This window comes from Paenibacillus sp. FSL M7-1414 (genome assembly GCF_038003195.1).
Taxonomy (GTDB): Bacteria; Bacillota; Bacilli; order Paenibacillales; family Paenibacillaceae; genus Paenibacillus; species Paenibacillus amylolyticus.
Window position 1 is genome coordinate 4,405,263 of record NZ_JBBOOS010000001.1, and the last position, 19,080, is coordinate 4,424,342.

Consider the following 19,080-nt stretch of genomic DNA (forward strand, 5'->3'; position numbering starts at 1 on the left):
GAACCACCTCCTACATGTTATATACGACTTACGCTCGTTCCAGTTAAGCGTCCTTCGTCATCATAATTTAGACCAATATTGTAAGTGAACATCGACTCTCCACTCGGATCATATGTACGGGCCGTCACCTGCGTTAACCTGAAATACTTGTAATAATCATAATCCGGGTGGGAATAGCCCACCCCGGAAGGAAAGTCTTCCTCATCCTCTGAGCCAAACTTCATCCAGATCGAAACCTTCCATGCCGATTCATACAAGAGGTCTGCTCCAGTCACCCGGTCCGGGTCCTGCATGTGCTCCCGATATAATGTAACGGAAGGTTCACCTTCAAGGGGAGAAACATTCGAATTGGAGATACTGCTATATTTGCGAAGCTCCCGGTGGATTAGATCCAGCACGGGAAATACAATATTTTCATTCACAATGCCGGCCATTACACCATCACTCCCTTTCTTGCCCACATCATATCAATGACCTGTAACATGCCACGGTCAACCGAATAACTGGTTTTAATACTTTTAATCGTATATACAGCTCGTGTGGTGGTCGTTTTATCCGTCACAATAACGTTGTCGAGCAGATCAAGCGCAGGATTCGCAGGAATGGACACCTGTAGCGTACGGCACATCCGTTTCATATCAAAAAAAGCTCGTTCTGCCACCTGTCTCTTGGCTTCAACCGTCTTCGCCCAAGGAACGGCCAGCACCATGGTTCGGATTTCTCCTTTGAGTTCGAGCAGAATCTCCTTGTCCACGAAACTGCTCTGACTATCATTCGAGTCGATAACAACAATGTGGCTTCTTCCTCTGGACCAATCCGTGGATTTGGTAATGGAGATCAGATTGTCATTCTCGGAAAACTCTGCCACGACCGGTTTGTCATAATTCAGGCGCTCCAGTCGGTACGTACCATAACGGTCACAATAGCTTCGATAGGGAATCTCCGAGATCACCTCCTGAACAGCTTCCGTAACTTTGGCAGACCATTGCTCAAACGTCCTGCCATACTCCTCAATAAATGGATTAAGCCATCCGTTCGGTGTCAGCACAGTGCTTGCGTCCTTGACTTCAAACTCACCTTCCTGACCCGGTACGGGGACAATGACCCTGCCCGTCTTTTGATTCACTTCAATCAGATAGGTCTCGTCAATCACGTAGTCAGGATAAGAGCGATCCTCACTAGTTGCCCGCCAACCCACCATACCCGCATGTTTAACCAGATCTAGTACAACCGTTGATTTGACCCAAGCCGGCTTTTCAAATTCTACAGGCTGAGCTGGTGTTGGTGTAACTGCCGGGGTGGAGGTTGCTGTAATGGTCCAGCTTGCCGGATCTGCGAGCATCTCCTGATAATAGGTCCATACCTTGTCCACCCAATTCTCCCGATCTTGACTCCAGGTCATGGGAGCAATGTCTCCACCATTGTGGAAATAAAGTACATCGGCTTTTGAAGTCACTTTTTTACCTCTGGAAGCTAGTGCTTTGGACATCCGTTCTGCTCCGCGCTTCATTTGCTCCTGAATTCCCTTGTAAAGGGGATTGCACTCGCTTTTACTAGGACAGCCATATCCAAGAATAAAGCTTTTATTTTCTTCTGTGCCCTTCCCTTGTGTTCCCAAAACAGTCTCGTGCCTGCATATTGCAAGCAAAAACTTATGATCAGGTACACCATACGCCGCAGCTTGGGCCTGGGCAGCCTGAATAATGGATGATGTCCGGTCCGTGCCAACTGCTGCAGGCGGCACCGGATCTGGCACATTGTCAATCTCTTCTACCTCTGGATAGGCTTTTTTCTCGGAAATGACTTTCTCGATAATGCGCTTGTACATATCTCGGGCCGTAATCTCCAGCGTGGAGCCTTCGCCATTGATGTCCACCTTGTCAATCAGTCCCGTAAATACCCGCATCATGTGCTGACCATATCCCATATATATGCGTATCGGTGTATTTTCACTCAGAACCCCGATATGGAATCCGTTTGCAAAATAAGACCATGGAGACGGTACACCACCAAGCTCGGGAAAATGAGCAGGATTATAATCCGGAGAGAAGAATCCTCTTGGATTGGAGATGGTCAGCCGTGCTTCCCGGGCTTCAGAATCAAACTGATCATCGATTTCGGCACTAATGATATTGGGAAGAACCTGCGTGTCCATATAGACAAAAGACCCGACCTGAATAACATCCGTCTCTGTCCTTCTATTATTAATAAAATCTCCGTAGCTGTTCGTTTGATAATATCCTTTAGATGGATCGAGCCCTTCTTCACTCTTTTGATTCTTCAACGGAGCAGGCAACAACTCTTGTATGCGAATATAATCGATGGCGAACTTTTTATACTTCTCCTTCGAAGCAGGGACAGATCCGGTTGGAACAGTCGAGTTTTGTTTGCCCCCATACGTCACCTTAATCTTGATACTCTTGGCTTTTGCAGGGATCACGATATTATTCAATTCCGTCAGTTTGGTCAGGTCATATGCCCCGTTGAACTTATTCACATAGGCATACGTTTTACCATCAATCACCACCGCGAAAGAATCCCCTTCCGCTTCACTAAAATTAGTCCCCATTCCAATACTAAGCAGCCCTTGCGTGGGCATACTCAGTTTTGTCACGTTAATCTCAAATTCAGCTACGGCGGCTTTGCCTTCAAAGGTGTATAGCAATTTTCCTCCTGAATCAAACATAGTCCAGCCCGATTCAATCTTGGCATAATCCGAAAATTTCAATCCGGTTGTATAAACGTTTTTCTCATGCCAGTTTCGCTTGTCGAACTTCTCATTCAGTTTGATCTCTCCGGGATATCCTTCGACCTGAACCGGCTTTACATCAGTAAATGTTGTTTTCGCATTTCCGTGTAACTTGCGCTGGCCCTTGAAATACAATTCAGGATTAACTGGCTTGCCTCCCTCTCCGGTTCTCGTTGTTGGATTGACTCCTTCCCAAATTTCAAAATGTAGATGTTTTCCCTTGCCCGCCGCACGTTCAGCCGGGGACACCTTATGCCCACCGGTATAGACGCCACCTGTATTGCCTAGCGTTCCAATGACAGCCCCTTGAGCTACTTCATCATCCACCGAACAGAGAATTTCTTTCAGGTGAAAATACTTGGTGATTACACCATTAGCATGTCTAATATTTACGGCATTACCAGCACCTTCTGTTTTATTCAAGGATGTTCGGACTACTTTTCCGGCCCACGCAGCCAAAATTGGCGTCCCGATCTTTTCTGACAAATCGATGCCTCGGTGAATTTTTGACGCGCTATCACGAGGACTACCAAATTTATCTGTCACAGGAGTAGTAATAAACGTTTTACCTTTGATCGGGAAACAAATCTCCTGAGCATCCGCTTGAGTCGAACCGCTATATATACCATTACTCGACTCATCCACCCAAACGGATTCTGTACTGATGATGGGTATCTGCTCGTTAACGATATGCCTGAACTCTTCCGTCCGTCCCGGGATAAAGGCCAACCGATCTACTTCGACACGGATATTGGGAAGCGCTCCTTCCCCCAGCTTCAGACGTTGGGACAGCACATTCATAACCTCATCCGAAATTGGAATCATATTGTAATCTCCCCCTTACTTGAATCGCTCGATGGTCCATTTCATGAATCGGTCCAGGAAAGCTGCGGCTTCAGCCCGGGTCATAGCGGAATTTCCAAGGAACCATATCTCTTCCTCGTCCGTACCACCTACAGGTCTTCCCATATCCGTGACTTCCGCTGCACCATCCACCTTTTTCTTGATAGGAATGCCATTAATTAGTGGATCATTGTTCGCAAATGTTTCGTCTTCCATTTCCGAGACGGCTATTTTCCAGAAAGCGTCTTTGGACTGCTCTACCCGCTCATTTTTGTCCCGATAATATATGGCCGAATCTTTGCCAACGTCTGCGAACCTCTCGCTCACATCTTTGAGATAATAGAACGTCACTTCGTCGCCTTCTGAGAAAGGTTGATTGAAAACAACCGTGTGGTTGTCAATTTCCGAATAAGCCGGTGTTTCTTGGTCTTTATCTTTTTTTTCGTCTTTAAATTTCACTGTAATTTTAAGTTTCTTTTTACCTGCCGGATAATTGCCATTAAGCCTAAACACCCGTTGACCCTGAAATGCCGTAATAGGCTGATTAATCTCCGTCGTTGGTGCTTCCATGTCCGTAAATCTGGCATAGAACACTTTGCGCAACTTGTTAATCAGATGAAATGCTTCTCCCCGCTGTATAATGGCATTAGGAAAAAAACAATTGTTGTATGCTGGTTTGAGTGTTGTCGCTTTGATATCTTCACTCTTGAATTTGTTATTCTTCGTCCAATAATTGAACTTGCAAGTGACACCGTTCAGATTAAAAGGAAGAAACACCGATCCCCCCGGGCTGACACAATATACATCCGTTCGGTAACCAATAGCCTTTGTTGCAATTTTGGTTACTGCCTCTGCATCTCCCATGGTGTCTGCCCATACTTCGGAAGGAATACTGAGTCTGCGAAGCGGTTGGCCTGCTGCATACAAATATTCCTGATGATTACGACTAAATGGATCGTAGAAATAGGTCGTCGCTGCGCTAAGTACAGCTCTGGGCAGATCTCCAGTCCAGGACACGGGTGGCCTTTTCCAAGCACTGTCCAGCAACGGTTCACCGTAACTACAGAAGGACACCACCTGTCCTGCATTTACACCGGTGTACAACTCCACATCGGTTAATCCCTTACTATTAGTTTCAGCCGTTTGGTAGATCGTTTGAACACCATCAATAAACACATACAGTGGATTGTCATCTGTTGGTTTAATCAGCACAGGCAGACTAAATGAGGTTTGCCCCGCTTTCCCTTTGATTTCTTCATATACAAAAGGCTTGCCTTCCTCAAACTTGTTGTAGTTGATCCCGGCAACAAAAACTTCACCATCTTCCAAAACCATATTCGTGGCTTCCATAACATCGTTATAGAACCAGTCCCCTTCGTTTACATCAACCCATTTTCGTATGATAAACACCTCCTATCTTTAGAATAGACAGAAAAGAGAGTAGGTCACCCTACTCTCGAATTGTTCGTTCCAGCAGACGCTTGGTTCGCATCAGGAAAGTAACAAACTCTGCTCTGGTTATAAAGTTTTCCGGTCTGAAATATAGAATTGGGGTGCCATCCAATTGTGTTACAACCGTCAGTCCCAAATCAGCCAAGCGTTCAATGGAATCTCTTGCCCAGTGGTCCTTCCCTTCTGTTGTCTGTAAATCCTGAAACTGTATTGCACTCTTACGGTCATATCCATCTTTTTTGATAAGGGTCATGGTCAATTCGACCTTGTACCCCTTCTGATCCTTATCCATCGTATCCTGATGGTAGAAAATAGGGTCAACTTTGATGGACTCTACAACACCAACATAGATATTGCCCTTCTCATCATAAAATTTGTGTGTCCAGCCTACGTACATGGCATAGTCGTGATAGGATTGCTTATCTTTAAACAGGATGTTAATGATGGCCTTGTACGAAGACACGCCCATCTGATGAAAATGCGAGGGAGCATTAATCATTTTAATTTCCCTCACTTGCGGATTGGGCGAAGGTGATGAGTACGGATCAATAATTCTTCCGTTTACTGGCTCGAACTTCATGCCTGTATCTACATACAGCTTTCTTTTATACCGGTCATTAACTAAGCCAAACGGATTTTGCTGAGTCATATCAGATTTCCTCCTTATCTACTATATTTAGGGATATGATTAGTTCCCATTCTTGCACCTACATTGCTGGCCATTCGGTTTGCAATACCCGGGCTGTTCTGCCGCAGTGTTTTATCCAACGTAGATGTCAGCCTCTCCACATCTTTTGTGCTGCCTGTCATATTATCAATGTTCACATGAACCGTAACATCACCCGAACCAACCATCACACTTTTATGTGTATTGTTTGTCGTCATGTAATCAAAGTAATCCATGACCTTAAGACCTGCTGGAATGTTGAATGAAGATATCGGTTTATCCATTTTTTTGCTAATTTCATACAAATTTTTGGACTGTTCTACACCCAATGACTGGATTTGTTTAAAAATCTGCATATATTCATCCGTGCCCGGTTTAAACAATCCACTATTCAGCAAATTATTCCAATCTTGCTTGATCGAACTTATTTGTGAGTTCATTTCAGATGCACGGGATTTGTTCAATGCAATTAATTCAGGTGCATCTTCCTTACCCCCATTAGCCGCCAGGAGATCATACATTCGTTTATCATAATCTAACTGCGTCAACTCAAACTGATCATTCATCTTGCGTCTAAGCTCATCAATTTGACTGTTTTTAACACCACTTAGTTCAAGTTCTGACTGTGCCTTCTGCTGTTTCTTCTCATTGATCTCCAGGCCTAGTTCATCTTTCTCTTTACCTTCAGCCATCTTGTCATACGTCTTCTGTAAACTTGCAATGGCCTTATCGAAGAACTTGATATTCTCTTGCAAATATTTCTCCATTAGCGCACGCATCTGACCAGAATCTTCGCGAACACCACTAATCAACAGACGGGATCGTGTGACTTGGTAATTGGTTTCGTTGTCACTTGTTGATTTGTTAAGCTGCCGATTAATCTTGGCAATCATTTCATCAATACCGTTGCTTTGCGGCTGAGGTCTATAACCGTTAGCAATAGTTCCTATTCCGCCCGCAGCAGGAATATACTGCATTTGAGGTTGAATGTATTGTATCTGTGGTTGTTGTTGTTTGTTGTCCCCAGGGGGTTTTCCAGACTCTTTATCCATTTGAATCTGGGCTTCTTTTTTCTCCTGCTTGTAGTTGTATTCCTTGCCCAGTTTCTTCTCAACTGCATCTCCGCCATCTTCACTCCAAACCGCCTTAAATCCCTTCCAGTAATCCCCGAACTTGTTATTGGTAGCATTGTTTCCGAATATTGAACTCATTGTGCCGGATACAGCGGCATCCATCCCCAGGTTTAACCCTTTCCACACTTTCCCTACAAAAGATGACTGCTCCATATCCTTGAAATCTTTGGCCAACTCTTCCTTATTGGTAGCGCGAATACTCTGCTTCTCCGCTTCTGACTTACCCATATTGTTCAATGGATCGACAAGACCAGAGACGACATCCATAGCGGTCATCGCTAACCCAAGTGCTGGTACAGCTTTTAAAGGCCTCAATAATCTCCCGCCGGATTTGACTAATTTCGAAAATTTTCCGGGTGTTTTAATCCCACGGGCAGCTTGCTCCGCATTGATGTCACGCTGAGTAATCGAATTACCTTGTCTATCTCGAAGAATATTTCCATCTTTATTACGCATTGGGGCATTGCTGTCAAAAAATGCTTTGCGATTGCCTGTGTCTTTCATATCCTTAAACCTGGAAAGAAGGCCCCTTTTGGGTGTATTTTTATTCCCTTTCTTCGAGTCGCCCCCCGGATTGAATTCATCCATTATCGCGTCTTTCATGACATCTTTGATCAGGTCTTCATGACGAGCTACAAAGGTTTTGTTTTTGGATTCTTTCTTGTCATCCTTAACAGGAGATTCCACGCCTCCTGCTCCTGGAACAACTAGAAATCCTCCTGGACCACTCATCATACTCGCGAGCTGAACCTGTTCGAGTTCCTTCAGTTTGGATATGTATGCTGTAGCATCGATCATGCCCTTTCTAAAAGAGGCGTTTAACTCATTGACTTCGTTTCTCAATGTGGAGAGAACGTCATTCAATAGAGCTGACTGCTTACGTAGCTTCTGGATCTCCGATTCGTACCGTTGAATATCGGTTGAACCGTATTGAAACTCAGCGTTTAGAAAATATAACTTATTTCGTAGTTCAACCGCATCGAGGTCCATGTCATCCATCGCCATCATCAACACTCTAGCTCGGTGTTCAAGTTGCATCATTGCTCTACTCGTGTCATCTAGTTCTTGGCCTAGAAACTCAAGACTTCGCTTCGTCTTCGCGATCTGAATATCGAGAGAATGCATTTCTTCTCGCAACAAAAGAAGTTCTCGACTATACGTTTTGACTCGCTTCTCAGCTTCGTCACGTTCTTCCGCATGAATGGAAGACGCCATTGTATTCCCATCTTGTATAGCCTGATTGTACATTTCATGTTGTTGATCTCGGGTAGTCCGAGCCTGAATTACATCATCTTGCTTGGCTACGGCCCTACTTTGAATTTCTGTTCTTCGATGATCCAGAGTCTGTAGACGACTCTGCTGTCTGCCCATTTCCTGCGCTACACCAGCACGTTGCACATCCGTGACTCGAAGTGGCTCTGGAACATCGCTCCCCGTATTTTCGACTTTCCCTGGATCCGCATTCGTAGCACTGTATCGCTTCTGATCGCCTTCATTCATCACTTCACCGAACTTATCCCACGCAACCTGAACTCCGACTTCATCCATAATTCGGTTAAGCAATTCCATATGATCAACAATGCCACCCGTACGATCTCCAATTAACCGCATGACTGCGATAAGATAATCGCCCAGCTCGGCAAATTCCTCTTTCAACCCTTGCATCGCCTCATGTGTTGCAATCTGAAAAGCGATTTCGATCTCTCGTTGTCGGAATTGAAGGTTGTCTCTACTACCTGTGCGCTGATGGATCGACGCGTTTGCATCCGTAGCCTTCACTTGTTCAGCAAGAAGATCGAATCTAACTCGATTCGATGCAAAGCCCTGCTGAGGATTATCTCCTTTTGACTGAACCAACAATCCAGCCTTACTAATCCAGTTGGCTAATGCATCCTCTTGTGCAAACGTTCCATCAGGGTTACCATCCATTGGAAGGGTCTGACGCATCATATCCATCAAGTCCTGAATGCCAACATCCAACATCGTTGAAGCTCTAATCATCATGTCTGTGACTTGGGACAGATCAAAGCTACTGCTACCCCATGCCGGAGTAACAGCTTCCAGACCTGTTGCCGTCTGTTCTACATCCATATTGCCCACTGAATGCAGCTTGGCTACTTCTTCAGCAAACGCAACAGCTTCAGATGAATGATCATAATTACGAGAACCAATGCGATAGGCAAGACCTACATCTTCCTGATCCATACCATGTTGCAGTGCAATTCGTTGCAGATTTTTGACCGTTCCGGTTTGTCTGAATTGCCCACTGTCATTTGTTGTCCCAGACGATCTAAGCTCCATATTTTGGTCGGCCCGGCTCATCTGTTGATCCATCTGCTGCGACGAGTCAAGGGATTTCTTGAGTAATGTTGATGAATACCCCTTGGTTTCACCTGCTGAAATATATTTCATCGTATTCATCACGGAGTCTAACAACCCCTGTGAGTCAGCTGCAGACACATCCTTCATTTCACTGAACGCTCCACGATAAAAGTGCTCCAAATCGGTAGTCAGTATTTCAATCATTTGCGACTGCATATCACTTCTGATTGTCTCCACTCGTCTAATCAGTGTGCTAACGCCTGAAGGGGAACTCTCTTTCAGTACTGCGTTTTGTCCAGTTAATTGATCCTTATCCGTTAATATTTCTTGTGTTAAGGAATGTTTATCTCCTTGTCCTTCTGTTTCAGTCAAAAGAATCACCGCCTTTATGCATAAATCCCGTTCTACCTTCATTTAGGCAAAACGGGATATCTCTCTCTTATCCTCCGAGCGCTTGTGCAAGCATACCGATATCATCTTCTGATATCTCCGTGTAATCCTCGTCATTGAAGGTTCTTTTACGTCTGACGGTCCCATCTTCTTCAACTTCCTCGCCCCCACCGCCACCGAACATGCGAAGAGGTGCTGTCATAAGTTCAACCTCAAATTGAATATATTTCTCGGCTGACTTGCACAGCTCCGCAACCTGAGGGAGTGTGTACTCCCAAATCTCCCACTTGTTCAGCCCACAGTGTTTATGGAGGGTGAAGAAGATTTCTCCCCAGTGAACGGGTTCCTGTGTTTCCGTATCACGGATTTCGGTTCCCTCCAAAGACTCCCCCTCGGTGCGTTCTACTTTTTTAAACCATTGAGTCCAATGAGCATATCAATGACTTTGCGAGCTGTGTTCAGATCAAGGTACTCATCCAGATACTCTCGATTGATGGTATACTCACCATGCTCATCTTTGGTCACGATATGTGGATAGTTTTTGAATGCCATTGCCAATACATCAAATAAATCCTGCTGCCGCTTTTCATCCAGTTCATCATTCTCAGTCGGAATGAAGTTAAGAATAATGGCATCGATATTCACTGTCTTTAGCAACTTCATCAGACGGCGGGCATCCTTCAGGTTACATGGCGGAATACGATATTTCCGTCGATCCCGCAGCGTAATAATCTCATCATCTTCAAAGAATGCACGCTCAGCAGCTTCCACTTCCTCCGGAGTCACCCGTTTGTTTTCCGGATCATCTTTGATTCGTTTCGCCGCTTCCTCATTCAGCTTTTCCGCAAGCTCACGCTCGGCTTTTTCTTGTTCTGTTTCCATGACTTTAAAGACCTCCCCAGGACATTCTCCCCCATATAATAAAAAACCTGGCAAGGCAAGGCTCTGTGAAGGGGAGGACACAGATGCCGTTTGATACCTTGCCAGGAGCAATCAACCTTATTTAGATATTAGATCTTGCTTGGTGCGCTGAAGCGTTTGATACTGCCGATTTTTCCGTCAGCACGTTCAGGATCAAGAATCTGCAAGGAGATTGCAGATGCAGAAGCGGCAGCGCGCTGGGCATTGATGCTGAATGTACCTTTTGCACGGCACATGTACAACTCGGTTTCAACCCCTGCATACGTACCATCTTTTTGCTGGAACGTCCCGTGATGAACGACAGAGATTGGGAATGGTACTTCGTCAACCAACAGGTCAACCATGTCTACAGTTTCTTCACGTTTGTAGTTCAGCACAATCTCTTTTTCGATATGGACAGCATTCAGGATAACTACACCATTCGCTTCGTCGTAGAAGAATGCATTCGGTTCCACGGCCGTTCCTTTCGAAGTGAGTTGTTTCAGCAATGTGTTGGAATCTTTGAGTCGAACCGTGATGCCACCGTTGCTTCCATAGATTTTACTTGCATATTTTGGCTTGGCTTCAGCAAAGCCAGAATTGGATACGCCTGCAGCCACTGTAGACTGCTCATTCAGCACCCATACATAAGACTTCACTTGCTCTTGTACCGTTGAACCCATCATCAGCTGGATCGCATCCAGATCGAATTTGGCATCTGTTGCCGATACTTCGATCGATTTCGACTTCACCAGTACATCAATGGCGAACAGACCGTCACCACCAAAGATGTCCTCAAGCTCCACGTTAAGGTCAATTTTCAGATCTTGCAGGGTACCCAGGGTAACTACCTCAATTTCGCCCATCGGATCTTTTGGAAGGCGTTTAGCCATAAACGTACCTACACCTTTGATAATCATTTTTTTAGCCATTGAACAGTCCACTCCTTAGGATAGTATGTATTTTTAGCTACGGAGACTTGCTTAAGCCGGGATCAGGTTAAAGGACTTGATGATCGGGAGATCCTTCTTTAATCCGTCTGGCTGTTCGCCGTCTCTGCTTTTTATAGTGTAGAACGCTATCTTCAATCCCTAACGATAATGTAAACGAAATATACTGAAGCACGATTAGCCCCCCGTCATCTTTGGAAAAGGAAAAGGCCTATATACGATCAAAGAAAAGACCCCTACATTAGAGGGGCCGTTCTGTTTGGCAAAGCATCTATAATTTGCGCTACCTGTTCCGCACGTTCTTTGATCTCAAATTCATCGGCAGTAACCAGATGAACATGCGAGCAGTATTTGCCATGCTCATAGATTCTCTCAGGTGTAATGAAGACAACGTCAGCAACAGCTTCCATCTTGTGTTTGTGCTTCTCGTACTGATCCGGATCGGTCAACGAATCAAATACGACTAGATCAGGATAGGCTGTCTCGACAGAACTTGCCAGCCGGCTATCGTTCACCCAATAGATTACGCGATCACCTTGAAACAGCGTACGGACATTATGGCCCACACGGGCTACGACAAAGTTTGGAAGCTCCGGATGGGGATACTCTAAGGCATCTACCTGATAGAACTCATCACTGGAGTTGATATATATTACATTGTAGCCTACTTCCGCGAGTGCTTTTAACAGCCGTTGTGGTCGACGCCCGAATCGTTCACTATGGAAATCGATCGCAGGCAGATATACAATCGTTGTATCCATGTTTGGAGTGTATGTCGTAACATTGAACTCCGTCGCGTCAATCTCTATTTCTTCAAGCTCAATTGTCGGTGGTGAAGTCGATTGGCTACCAAACATTCGTTTAAATATCTTTTTCATTTCTCATACCTCCTATGACCTGATTAATCATCTTCACGGCATCCATTGCCCTGCCATCCCAACTATTAGACTTAGCCACCCTTACTCTTGCCGCAATTTTGGAAGCACTATTCTCACGAATCGCTTTCTCCAACATCACCCCGCAATTATGCTGATTCATAAAGTAAGTTACATCGCTGTACTTATGAACAATTTCCTCCATACGCGTCGTCAACACAGGTTTGCCCGCAGACAAATATTCATAATACTTGATCGGATCGCAGCCCCGGATCATCTCTGTCAGCTTGAATGGCACGATACAGACATCGAATTGAGCAATGTAGGCGGGAAGCACTTTATAATCTTTGTGCGGAAGACAAGTCACACTGGGATGCACAATATTTTTTTGATAGAGGGCATTGTTTCCAATCAAAACAACACGATAACCTTTATCTGCAATAGCGGTAATCAGCGAATAATCCACCCACGATGCCATTGCACCGTGGAAACCCACAATCTTTTGCCCATCATGAACATCGGGGAAGTCCGCCGGTTTGGGCAGAATTGTCCGCGCTTTCTCAAAATGTTGGTAATCTGCCCCGTTAGGGCACATAAAGATTGGTTTGCCGTCATGTTTATGTGCCTCGTACATCACCTTCGCAGTCGTCGCAATAAGATCTGCACGGTCAAAACATTTCGGGATGTAGGATTTCCACACAGCAAACTCATCAGCCGAATTATCAAGGTAATCAAATACGGTAAAATCAAACTTCCGTCCATCCGAATAATTGTACTGACCTGGATTCGAGAACCAGAGTACCTTCTTTCCTTTGACCAGGTGATCGTAGTTCACGCCTTTTTGCACAAGGAACAGATCCTCATTTAACTTTTCAATCGGGCGGGTCTGCTTTCTGTAGGTTTCTTCATTGATAAAGATAGCCCGTATACCTGGAATATTAGAGAAGGCGGTCATCAATTGCTGAGGACGTTGGAACAAGAGGTTCCAGTCAAGTGCGGGCGGGTAGACAATGGTCATTTCTATACTTTCAAAAACCGGATTTTCTCGTTGTTTTCTACGAAGCAGCCAATTGAGCAATCAACTCCACCCCTTCCGCATAGGCATGAACGGGACGCAACCGAGTATCTACAAACAGTTCAAACCCCAATCTTCTAGCTTGCTCACAAAATGGTGCATCTTCACCTGTTGGATGGGAACCATATCGAACCCCTGCTTCGATCACTTCACGCTTAATCAAATATACGGCACCTGTCAGTTCTACCTGGAACAAACCCGCTTTGAATTCAGGTATATGTTTTCCGCCGCTCATGGAATTATGAGCCTTCAATTTTGGGTGATTCCGTATAAGCATTGCGCATATATCTTTGTCATTATCCATTAACTGCCGTAGGCTACCCTCAGGAATGATGATATCCGTATCAATTGAGAACAGATAATCACAGTCCGATTTCAGAAACTCATCCAGAAGCATATTCCTCAACAACGCCAGGTTGTGATAGGAATATTGTCCACGTATATGACCATATGTTCTCCCCAGATTATGAGTCAGATAAGGAATCTGATGACAATCAAGGATATGCTCCGTCTGATCTTCACTATCATTCAGGATGTACATATAATGCTTCTGCACTGCTTGTTGCTCAAGTGATTGCAAGTGCCGTTCCATAATCCAAGCCCGGTTTCGTACAGGACTACCTATAAATACGTTTTTCACAGTCCATCCCCTCTCCCTTTTTACATAGTCTAGACTGTTCCTCAATAACCTTCGCACGTGGAACAAAAAAGGAGTGATTCCTCAAAAGAAGAGAGAGAACGCAGCATTTTTCCTATTCTAGTACAGAAGGAGTTGATGAATATGTATACCAAAGAAACCATTATTCACACATGGAAAGAAGGTGACCTGCATGCTGGGGAGTGTAGAATTAATCCACAACTGGTTCCAAATGGCCTCTGATGGAGAAGCCCATGCTTCTGTTCGATTTGGGGATGCTTCCAACACCATTCTGGCCCACGATACCGTTCTGACTATGGATTTCATCAAGTCTCATTACGGCTGGTTGAACGACCCTACCTATTGCGGGATAACCTTACCCAATGCAAGTGCGAGAGAAATTATCGTACACTGCCTGCGAAAAGCGGATTACGTCGGACATCTGATCCAGACAGATCACTGGTATTTCAAGCCGTTATTCGATATGTGCCTTGAATATTACAAAGTTGAGCCCAGAGAGACCTTCTATGCTTTTGAGAATAATTACATCGCCCGATTCAAGTTATTCTACGAAACATTCAAGACCATGCCTATTCTGATCTGCGGAGCCAAGGCCGAGCAATATCGAGAAGTTCTGGAGCGGAGATACGGGTGGACAAGCATCGTGGGAACGGTGGACTGCCCCTCGTGGTCTCATGTGAGCACAGCATCCAAACAAATGGAAAATATCTACCAACAGACACCGTGGAAGCTTGCTTTGGTGTGTGCAGGTGCACCCGGCAAGGTACTGGTTATTAAGGCCAAAGAACTGCAAACCGTAGGTGTTGACTTTGGTTCCGGAGCAGATGTTACCATTCAAGCCGACTGCGAAAATCTGAACGCATGGGATTACAACGGATTTCCTGATTATTGGGAAGGCAGACCCAAGAAATGATCCTCTCCGGGTCTTTTTTGCTGGATAAAACTGTGATTCCAAATCCGATTTTATTGACTTAGTAGCTGTTGATAATTTAAACTATCTGCCTTATTATTGTTAAGATAACTCCTAATCTAACCTGGTTTAAACTTGCATGAAGAGGAGCTCTGCTAAGATATTCAAACCGTTGGAGGGAAATGTAATGGCGTACTCGCAGTCAAAGACCGAAATAGTAGCAACTCATTTACGAACAAGATTTATGGAAGGTAACGTAGAGGGACATGAGATCGTTGTTGCCTTGATCAGTATGGTCAAAGCTGAGAAGATTAATTTAGATGAGGTTGCCCCTATTCTCTCTACAGTCTTTTTTGAACAACCGCAAGGTATTCTATTGGCACTCGAAAAAGCAAGCACTCTGATTGATGATGAATTAATTGATTCCATTCTCCACGAAGTAAACGAAAAAGCTTAATCTTACATACAAAGGGAGAGCTTATCATCAGATTTTAATTTACAACAACCAGTTATTCTCTCCACACTTTTAGATTGAATAGATTCATCACTGAGAAATTGGAATTTCTCGTTATTTTCTGTCCTCCTCTGCTTATTCTAGTAGTATTACGAAGGAGGGGACACCAATCGAGACAGTGAATAAAGCCATTTTATTTTTAGCAGTTATTGAAACCATGCTTGAAGCGCTCCACCATACAGAAGTAGATCAGACAGAACTTGTGGATTCGCTTGTCATGTTAGGTTTTGATCCCATTGAGATGTTGTACGAGACAAATACCATTAGATCTTTCCAAAAGATATGCAGGGCTTTCGCAGAACTCCATCTTACAGATGAGGCCCTGGACACGTTCTCAAAAGAGTAGTTACATAACCAGAACCCCACATCACATTCGACGTGGGGTTCTGGTTTTTTTTTGAATTTGAACCCGTTTTGAACCGGATCATCTTAACCTTCCCCATCCTGCCTCGTATAGGTCATCTAGGGACCATGGACATCTCTATCGCCCCTGTTGACTCTTATTTAATAAACGAAAGGATGGTTGTATGAGCTCACCCACACCAACACATGTGATCGAAACAAATCAACTCGCTGTTATTGGAGTCGTCGATGAATCCTCGATTCAGACCCAATATGAACTTGAGTATCCTGATCATATCGTGATTATACAACATTTTTATTTTTTGAAAGATCCAGCACACTTTAACTCCTGGTTAACCAGCAGACAAGCATAACCCCTATCTGAGATGTACTTTGGGTCAGGACTTTTTACGTCTGCGCTCATCAATTAAAACCTTCAGTAACAGCAACTCTCCATAGGTTAACTTCTTCTTGCGTACCTTCTCTACCCATGCCCAATCTTCAATCACCTTGTCGTTGTAGGCATCTCCAATGTACTGATCAAGTTCATTCCAGGCCCATTGTGCATAATCCAGAACCGTATTCATATCATCATCCTCCGTGACTGCTACTTCTTGTAGTGGGTTTAATTTTATATGTACTGCTTGCTTAAATCTTTCATATTCCCCTGGTTGTTTAATCCATGGCAGCGGGCATTCCTTCCATCCTACGACTTCTTTATGTGTGAAGAAGACGGGTGGGAAGCCCCGTTCCCTGATTAGGTATACCGCGAGGTCTACAACGTTATTAAATGTATCTTCATGAATACTGCCATCCTTTTCAATGCACATCTCAATGCCCACTGTACTATTGTTAGGATATGTCCCAAGTTTGGCTATAGCTTCCTTCGTGTATGTTGCACTCCCGCAGTGGTAGGCCAGTTCATCATCCGGTAGACTGTTATATATCGAAGTTCGATCTACCGAGAAGTGCGCGCTTGCATAACGACCTTTCACTGCTTTATTGGAATCCTGCTGTGCCAAACTTGCAAAGTATTTGCTAATGTTCTTCGCGGGCGATCCGGGAGAAGCCGTATAATGCATCACAATTCCACGTTTCGCTTTTAACTTAAGTCCGGCCCGACTGTATTTATTAACAGGTATGTAATCCTTGGTGATCTGTATCATGACATCTTCTCCTTATCTTCAACTTGATCTTCATTCCCTCGAAGCTTAAAGAGTGCTGAAGTGATAAACTTCGGTACAGGCAGGCCCAGTTTCCCCATGTTCTCCAAAATACTGATTCCTTCGGTACCAATGATGAACATTAACATTGCATCTCGCATAAAATCATTGGAATTGCCTGCAACCATATCCAGTTGATGTGCAATAATGACAAAAACAAATGTCAATGACTTACGAGCAAGCCCCCACCATCCAACCCTGCTGGATAACTCCTTCCTATACCATGCAGACAGTACCCCTGTGATGTAATCCAGCCCCACAAAGATGGTCACGGCAATAAACAGGTGATCAATTCCTCCTACCAAATACACGACTGCCGATAGCAGCCAGCCAAACAAAACCATAAACACGGTATCTCTGTGCATTAACGTTCCCCCTTTAATAACCTATTTCATGTCTAGGTTAGGCGGATCATAGACATAAGTCTCATGCAATACGGAAACCTCCGAAAAAACACTCACCATCCGCTATACAAACAGCAAAAATCCCTCACGCTTGGATGCGGGAGGGATCATGACGAAATGATTCAGCTATAGGTTGATGGATCTGGTGTAACTGGTACACCTGTTGTATTCGTTGGTGTTGTATTCCGTTGGAACATGCCTTGAATACGGTCCAGAACATAAGGGGTGGAGTCAATGAGTTTCTCAAACAGATGTGTGGAGTTATCGAGTGGTACAATGTGTACCCCCTGTTTACCTACCACCAGGAACGCAATAGGACGTATGGATACACCGCCGCCACTACCGCCACCAAACGGAGAAGCCACTTTAGCTGAACTCGCATGTTCAGCAGAGGTACCCGTAGCACCACTTTTGCCACTACTTTCTCCATTAACGTGAAAATCACTACCACCGGCAGCAAATCCGAATCCCACCTTACTGATTGGCAGAATCACGGTACCATCTGGTGTTTCGACTGCATCGCCAACAATTGTATTGACATCCACCATGGCCTTGATATTTTCCATTGCGGTTTCCATTAAGCCTTGAATTGGATGATCTGACATTTATATTCCCTCCAGTTTCAATGTAAGCTAGGTTTGATCTAACCATATCATCCCCAAACTTGAAGGGACTTATGTAATAAGCATTTTAAATACACTCACCAAATCCCAACCTTACCTTCCCAAAAACAGACCGACTATGATGGGTTTTTATACTGTTGTCCCACTAAGCTTATTCTTTTGTTTCTCCTTATGCCTGCGGCGCTGTTCCTGAAGAAGCTTAAACCACATCCGCCATCCCCCTTCGACTTGAAGCACACGGGTGAGTAGTGTAACTCCAGCGATCAGGACGGCTGTAATCCGAATTTTCACTCTGAAATCAAGCTCCGTTCTAAATTCCATTTCATCGGACCATACCGGCACAACCTGAAGCACAGGTGTTTCATCAAAGCGGATCTGATAGGTGAGAAAACCAATAATAATGGACTTGATACTCCACAGCCAGCCCGTCAGCACCGCTGTATATGCTGCATCACCAACGCCGATGTGGGTAGCCCAGGACAGTTGGGTCATATGTACGCGTGTAAGTGTTTGCTTCAGCCACAGCTTAAGCGCGTCCGTTGCCCTAAGCATAATTTTCACATCTTTAGCCCACTTTTTGACTTTGCGTTTGTTGACCCGCTCGCTCCCCTGGGCCTCGCCTCTCGAATGATTCATGGATTGTTCGGTCTTGACCAAGAAACCTTCCTTCATATTGCGAAAAACGATACTCGGGATCTCATAGTTAATCCGCACAATTCCATAGAGAAGACGAACATTAATATTGGCGTAATCATCACTTTTATGTTTACTGAATGTAAAATGTACATGAACATTTGAGATGAGGGCTGCGGCAATCAGCAATGCGAACAACAAACCGATTCCTCCAAGCCAAATCCACACAGGCCTTACCTCCAAGCCCTCAATTCTTTTCTCGTCTAGTATGGCACTTTGAATAGGAAAAAATTCACGTCTGACCTAAAAATCCCATTTGATATTTGTTTGGAAACTGTTTTATTCACCATTTATCTAAAATCAATGCGCAAAAAAACCGACTCCACTGATGGGTGTCGGTTAGTATGAGCTTGCAAA

At 44.5% G+C, this 19,080-nt stretch carries 19 protein-coding genes; 4 read left to right on the plus strand and 15 right to left on the minus strand.

The window, feature by feature from the left end; all coding sequences use genetic code 11:
• Nucleotides 1-17 precede the first annotated feature (17 nt).
• The 11 genes from MHH92_RS19090 to MHH92_RS19140 form a co-directional block, all read right to left on the minus strand.
• Nucleotides 18-434 carry a hypothetical protein gene (locus tag MHH92_RS19090; protein ID WP_036607798.1) on the minus strand — a complete coding sequence of 139 codons (417 nt, stop codon included), beginning with the start codon at nucleotides 432-434 and terminating at the stop codon, nucleotides 18-20.
• Nucleotides 434-3,574, minus strand: coding sequence for a M23 family metallopeptidase (locus MHH92_RS19095; protein ID WP_340905656.1), 3,141 nt, complete (start codon nucleotides 3,572-3,574; stop codon nucleotides 434-436). The genes MHH92_RS19090 and MHH92_RS19095 overlap by 1 nt, the downstream gene beginning before the upstream one ends.
• Before the next feature lie 15 nt (nucleotides 3,575-3,589).
• Nucleotides 3,590-4,927 (minus strand): hypothetical protein, encoded by a 1,338-nt coding sequence (locus MHH92_RS19100; RefSeq protein ID WP_340905657.1) that lies wholly within the window; start codon nucleotides 4,925-4,927, stop codon nucleotides 3,590-3,592.
• A gap of 115 nt (nucleotides 4,928-5,042) precedes the next feature.
• Nucleotides 5,043-5,693, minus strand: coding sequence for an S-layer homology domain-containing protein (locus MHH92_RS19105; protein ID WP_105599481.1), 651 nt, complete (start codon nucleotides 5,691-5,693; stop codon nucleotides 5,043-5,045).
• Nucleotides 5,694-5,707: 14 nt separating this feature from the next.
• Entirely contained in the window at nucleotides 5,708-9,538 is a 3,831-nt protein-coding gene (locus tag MHH92_RS19110) for a hypothetical protein (RefSeq protein WP_340905663.1), read from the minus strand.
• Between the two features lie 67 nt (nucleotides 9,539-9,605).
• Complete coding sequence (locus tag MHH92_RS19115) at nucleotides 9,606-9,938, minus strand: hypothetical protein (protein ID WP_223199730.1); 333 nt, start codon at nucleotides 9,936-9,938, stop codon at nucleotides 9,606-9,608.
• Between the two features lie 20 nt (nucleotides 9,939-9,958).
• On the minus strand, nucleotides 9,959-10,438 hold the full coding sequence (locus MHH92_RS19120) for a hypothetical protein (protein ID WP_076251155.1): 480 nt from the start codon (nucleotides 10,436-10,438) through the stop codon (nucleotides 9,959-9,961).
• A gap of 128 nt (nucleotides 10,439-10,566) precedes the next feature.
• Nucleotides 10,567-11,388: a hypothetical protein gene (locus MHH92_RS19125; protein WP_340905667.1), complete on the minus strand. Its 822-nt coding sequence runs from the start codon at nucleotides 11,386-11,388 to the stop codon at nucleotides 10,567-10,569.
• Nucleotides 11,389-11,642: 254 nt separating this feature from the next.
• Nucleotides 11,643-12,284: a hypothetical protein gene (locus MHH92_RS19130; RefSeq protein WP_340905669.1), complete on the minus strand. Its 642-nt coding sequence runs from the start codon at nucleotides 12,282-12,284 to the stop codon at nucleotides 11,643-11,645.
• Nucleotides 12,268-13,359, minus strand: coding sequence for a glycosyltransferase (locus MHH92_RS19135; RefSeq protein ID WP_340905671.1), 1,092 nt, complete (start codon nucleotides 13,357-13,359; stop codon nucleotides 12,268-12,270). The genes MHH92_RS19130 and MHH92_RS19135 overlap by 17 nt, the downstream gene beginning before the upstream one ends.
• A complete protein-coding gene (locus MHH92_RS19140; RefSeq protein WP_340905674.1) occupies nucleotides 13,337-13,996 on the minus strand; it encodes a glycosyltransferase family 2 protein in 660 nt (219 codons plus the stop codon). The genes MHH92_RS19135 and MHH92_RS19140 overlap by 23 nt, the downstream gene beginning before the upstream one ends.
• 190 nt (nucleotides 13,997-14,186) lie before the next feature.
• Here MHH92_RS19140 and MHH92_RS19145 point away from each other — a divergent pair, with 190 nt between their 5' ends.
• From MHH92_RS19145 to MHH92_RS19160, 4 genes are all read left to right on the plus strand, one after another.
• Nucleotides 14,187-14,927, plus strand: a complete 741-nt coding sequence (locus MHH92_RS19145; RefSeq protein WP_340905676.1) for a GT-D fold domain-containing protein — start codon at nucleotides 14,187-14,189, stop codon at nucleotides 14,925-14,927.
• Nucleotides 14,928-15,111: 184 nt separating this feature from the next.
• The gene (locus MHH92_RS19150; RefSeq protein WP_036607821.1) at nucleotides 15,112-15,381 is read left to right on the plus strand and encodes a hypothetical protein; all 270 of its coding nucleotides are present in this window, start codon (nucleotides 15,112-15,114) and stop codon (nucleotides 15,379-15,381) included.
• Nucleotides 15,382-15,556: 175 nt separating this feature from the next.
• Nucleotides 15,557-15,784 carry a hypothetical protein gene (locus tag MHH92_RS19155; protein ID WP_036607823.1) on the plus strand — a complete coding sequence of 76 codons (228 nt, stop codon included), beginning with the start codon at nucleotides 15,557-15,559 and terminating at the stop codon, nucleotides 15,782-15,784.
• A 181-nt stretch (nucleotides 15,785-15,965) separates the two neighbouring features.
• Nucleotides 15,966-16,154: a hypothetical protein gene (locus MHH92_RS19160; RefSeq protein WP_036607825.1), complete on the plus strand. Its 189-nt coding sequence runs from the start codon at nucleotides 15,966-15,968 to the stop codon at nucleotides 16,152-16,154.
• Between the two features lie 24 nt (nucleotides 16,155-16,178).
• On the opposite strand, the gene MHH92_RS19165 is transcribed toward MHH92_RS19160, so the two are convergent.
• The 4 genes from MHH92_RS19165 to MHH92_RS19180 form a co-directional block, all read right to left on the minus strand.
• Complete coding sequence (locus MHH92_RS19165) at nucleotides 16,179-16,946, minus strand: peptidoglycan recognition protein family protein (RefSeq protein ID WP_340905677.1); 768 nt, start codon at nucleotides 16,944-16,946, stop codon at nucleotides 16,179-16,181.
• Entirely contained in the window at nucleotides 16,943-17,368 is a 426-nt protein-coding gene (locus MHH92_RS19170) for a phage holin family protein (RefSeq protein ID WP_036607828.1), read from the minus strand. The genes MHH92_RS19165 and MHH92_RS19170 overlap by 4 nt, the downstream gene beginning before the upstream one ends.
• Nucleotides 17,369-17,529: 161 nt before the next feature.
• Entirely contained in the window at nucleotides 17,530-18,012 is a 483-nt protein-coding gene (gene ytfJ, locus MHH92_RS19175) for a GerW family sporulation protein (RefSeq protein WP_036607830.1), read from the minus strand.
• 147 nt (nucleotides 18,013-18,159) lie between these two features.
• Nucleotides 18,160-18,891 (minus strand): DUF2953 domain-containing protein, encoded by a 732-nt coding sequence (locus MHH92_RS19180; protein WP_340905680.1) that lies wholly within the window; start codon nucleotides 18,889-18,891, stop codon nucleotides 18,160-18,162.
• Nucleotides 18,892-19,080 lie beyond the last annotated feature (189 nt).

Excerpts from the sequence above, each read along its gene's own strand:
- MHH92_RS19100 (WP_340905657.1), bottom strand. The coding sequence starts at position 4,927 with ATGGTTTTGGAAGATGGTGAAGTTTTTGTTGCCGGGATCAACTACAAC.
- MHH92_RS19130 (WP_340905669.1), bottom strand. The coding sequence starts at position 12,284 with ATGAAAAAGATATTTAAACGAATGTTTGGTAGCCAATCGACTTCACCA.
- MHH92_RS19150 (WP_036607821.1), top strand. The coding sequence starts at position 15,112 with ATGGCGTACTCGCAGTCAAAGACCGAAATAGTAGCAACTCATTTACGA.
- MHH92_RS19125 (WP_340905667.1), bottom strand. The coding sequence starts at position 11,388 with ATGGCTAAAAAAATGATTATCAAAGGTGTAGGTACGTTTATGGCTAAA.
- MHH92_RS19160 (WP_036607825.1), top strand. The coding sequence starts at position 15,966 with ATGAGCTCACCCACACCAACACATGTGATCGAAACAAATCAACTCGCT.
- MHH92_RS19105 (WP_105599481.1), bottom strand. The coding sequence starts at position 5,693 with ATGACTCAGCAAAATCCGTTTGGCTTAGTTAATGACCGGTATAAAAGA.
- MHH92_RS19095 (WP_340905656.1), bottom strand. The coding sequence starts at position 3,574 with ATGATTCCAATTTCGGATGAGGTTATGAATGTGCTGTCCCAACGTCTG.
- MHH92_RS19145 (WP_340905676.1), top strand. The coding sequence starts at position 14,187 with ATGCTGGGGAGTGTAGAATTAATCCACAACTGGTTCCAAATGGCCTCT.
- MHH92_RS19120 (WP_076251155.1), bottom strand. The coding sequence starts at position 10,438 with ATGGAAACAGAACAAGAAAAAGCCGAGCGTGAGCTTGCGGAAAAGCTG.
- ytfJ (WP_036607830.1), bottom strand. The coding sequence starts at position 18,012 with ATGTCAGATCATCCAATTCAAGGCTTAATGGAAACCGCAATGGAAAAT.
- MHH92_RS19165 (WP_340905677.1), bottom strand. The coding sequence starts at position 16,946 with ATGATACAGATCACCAAGGATTACATACCTGTTAATAAATACAGTCGG.
- MHH92_RS19170 (WP_036607828.1), bottom strand. The coding sequence starts at position 17,368 with ATGCACAGAGATACCGTGTTTATGGTTTTGTTTGGCTGGCTGCTATCG.
- MHH92_RS19090 (WP_036607798.1), bottom strand. The coding sequence starts at position 434 with ATGGCCGGCATTGTGAATGAAAATATTGTATTTCCCGTGCTGGATCTA.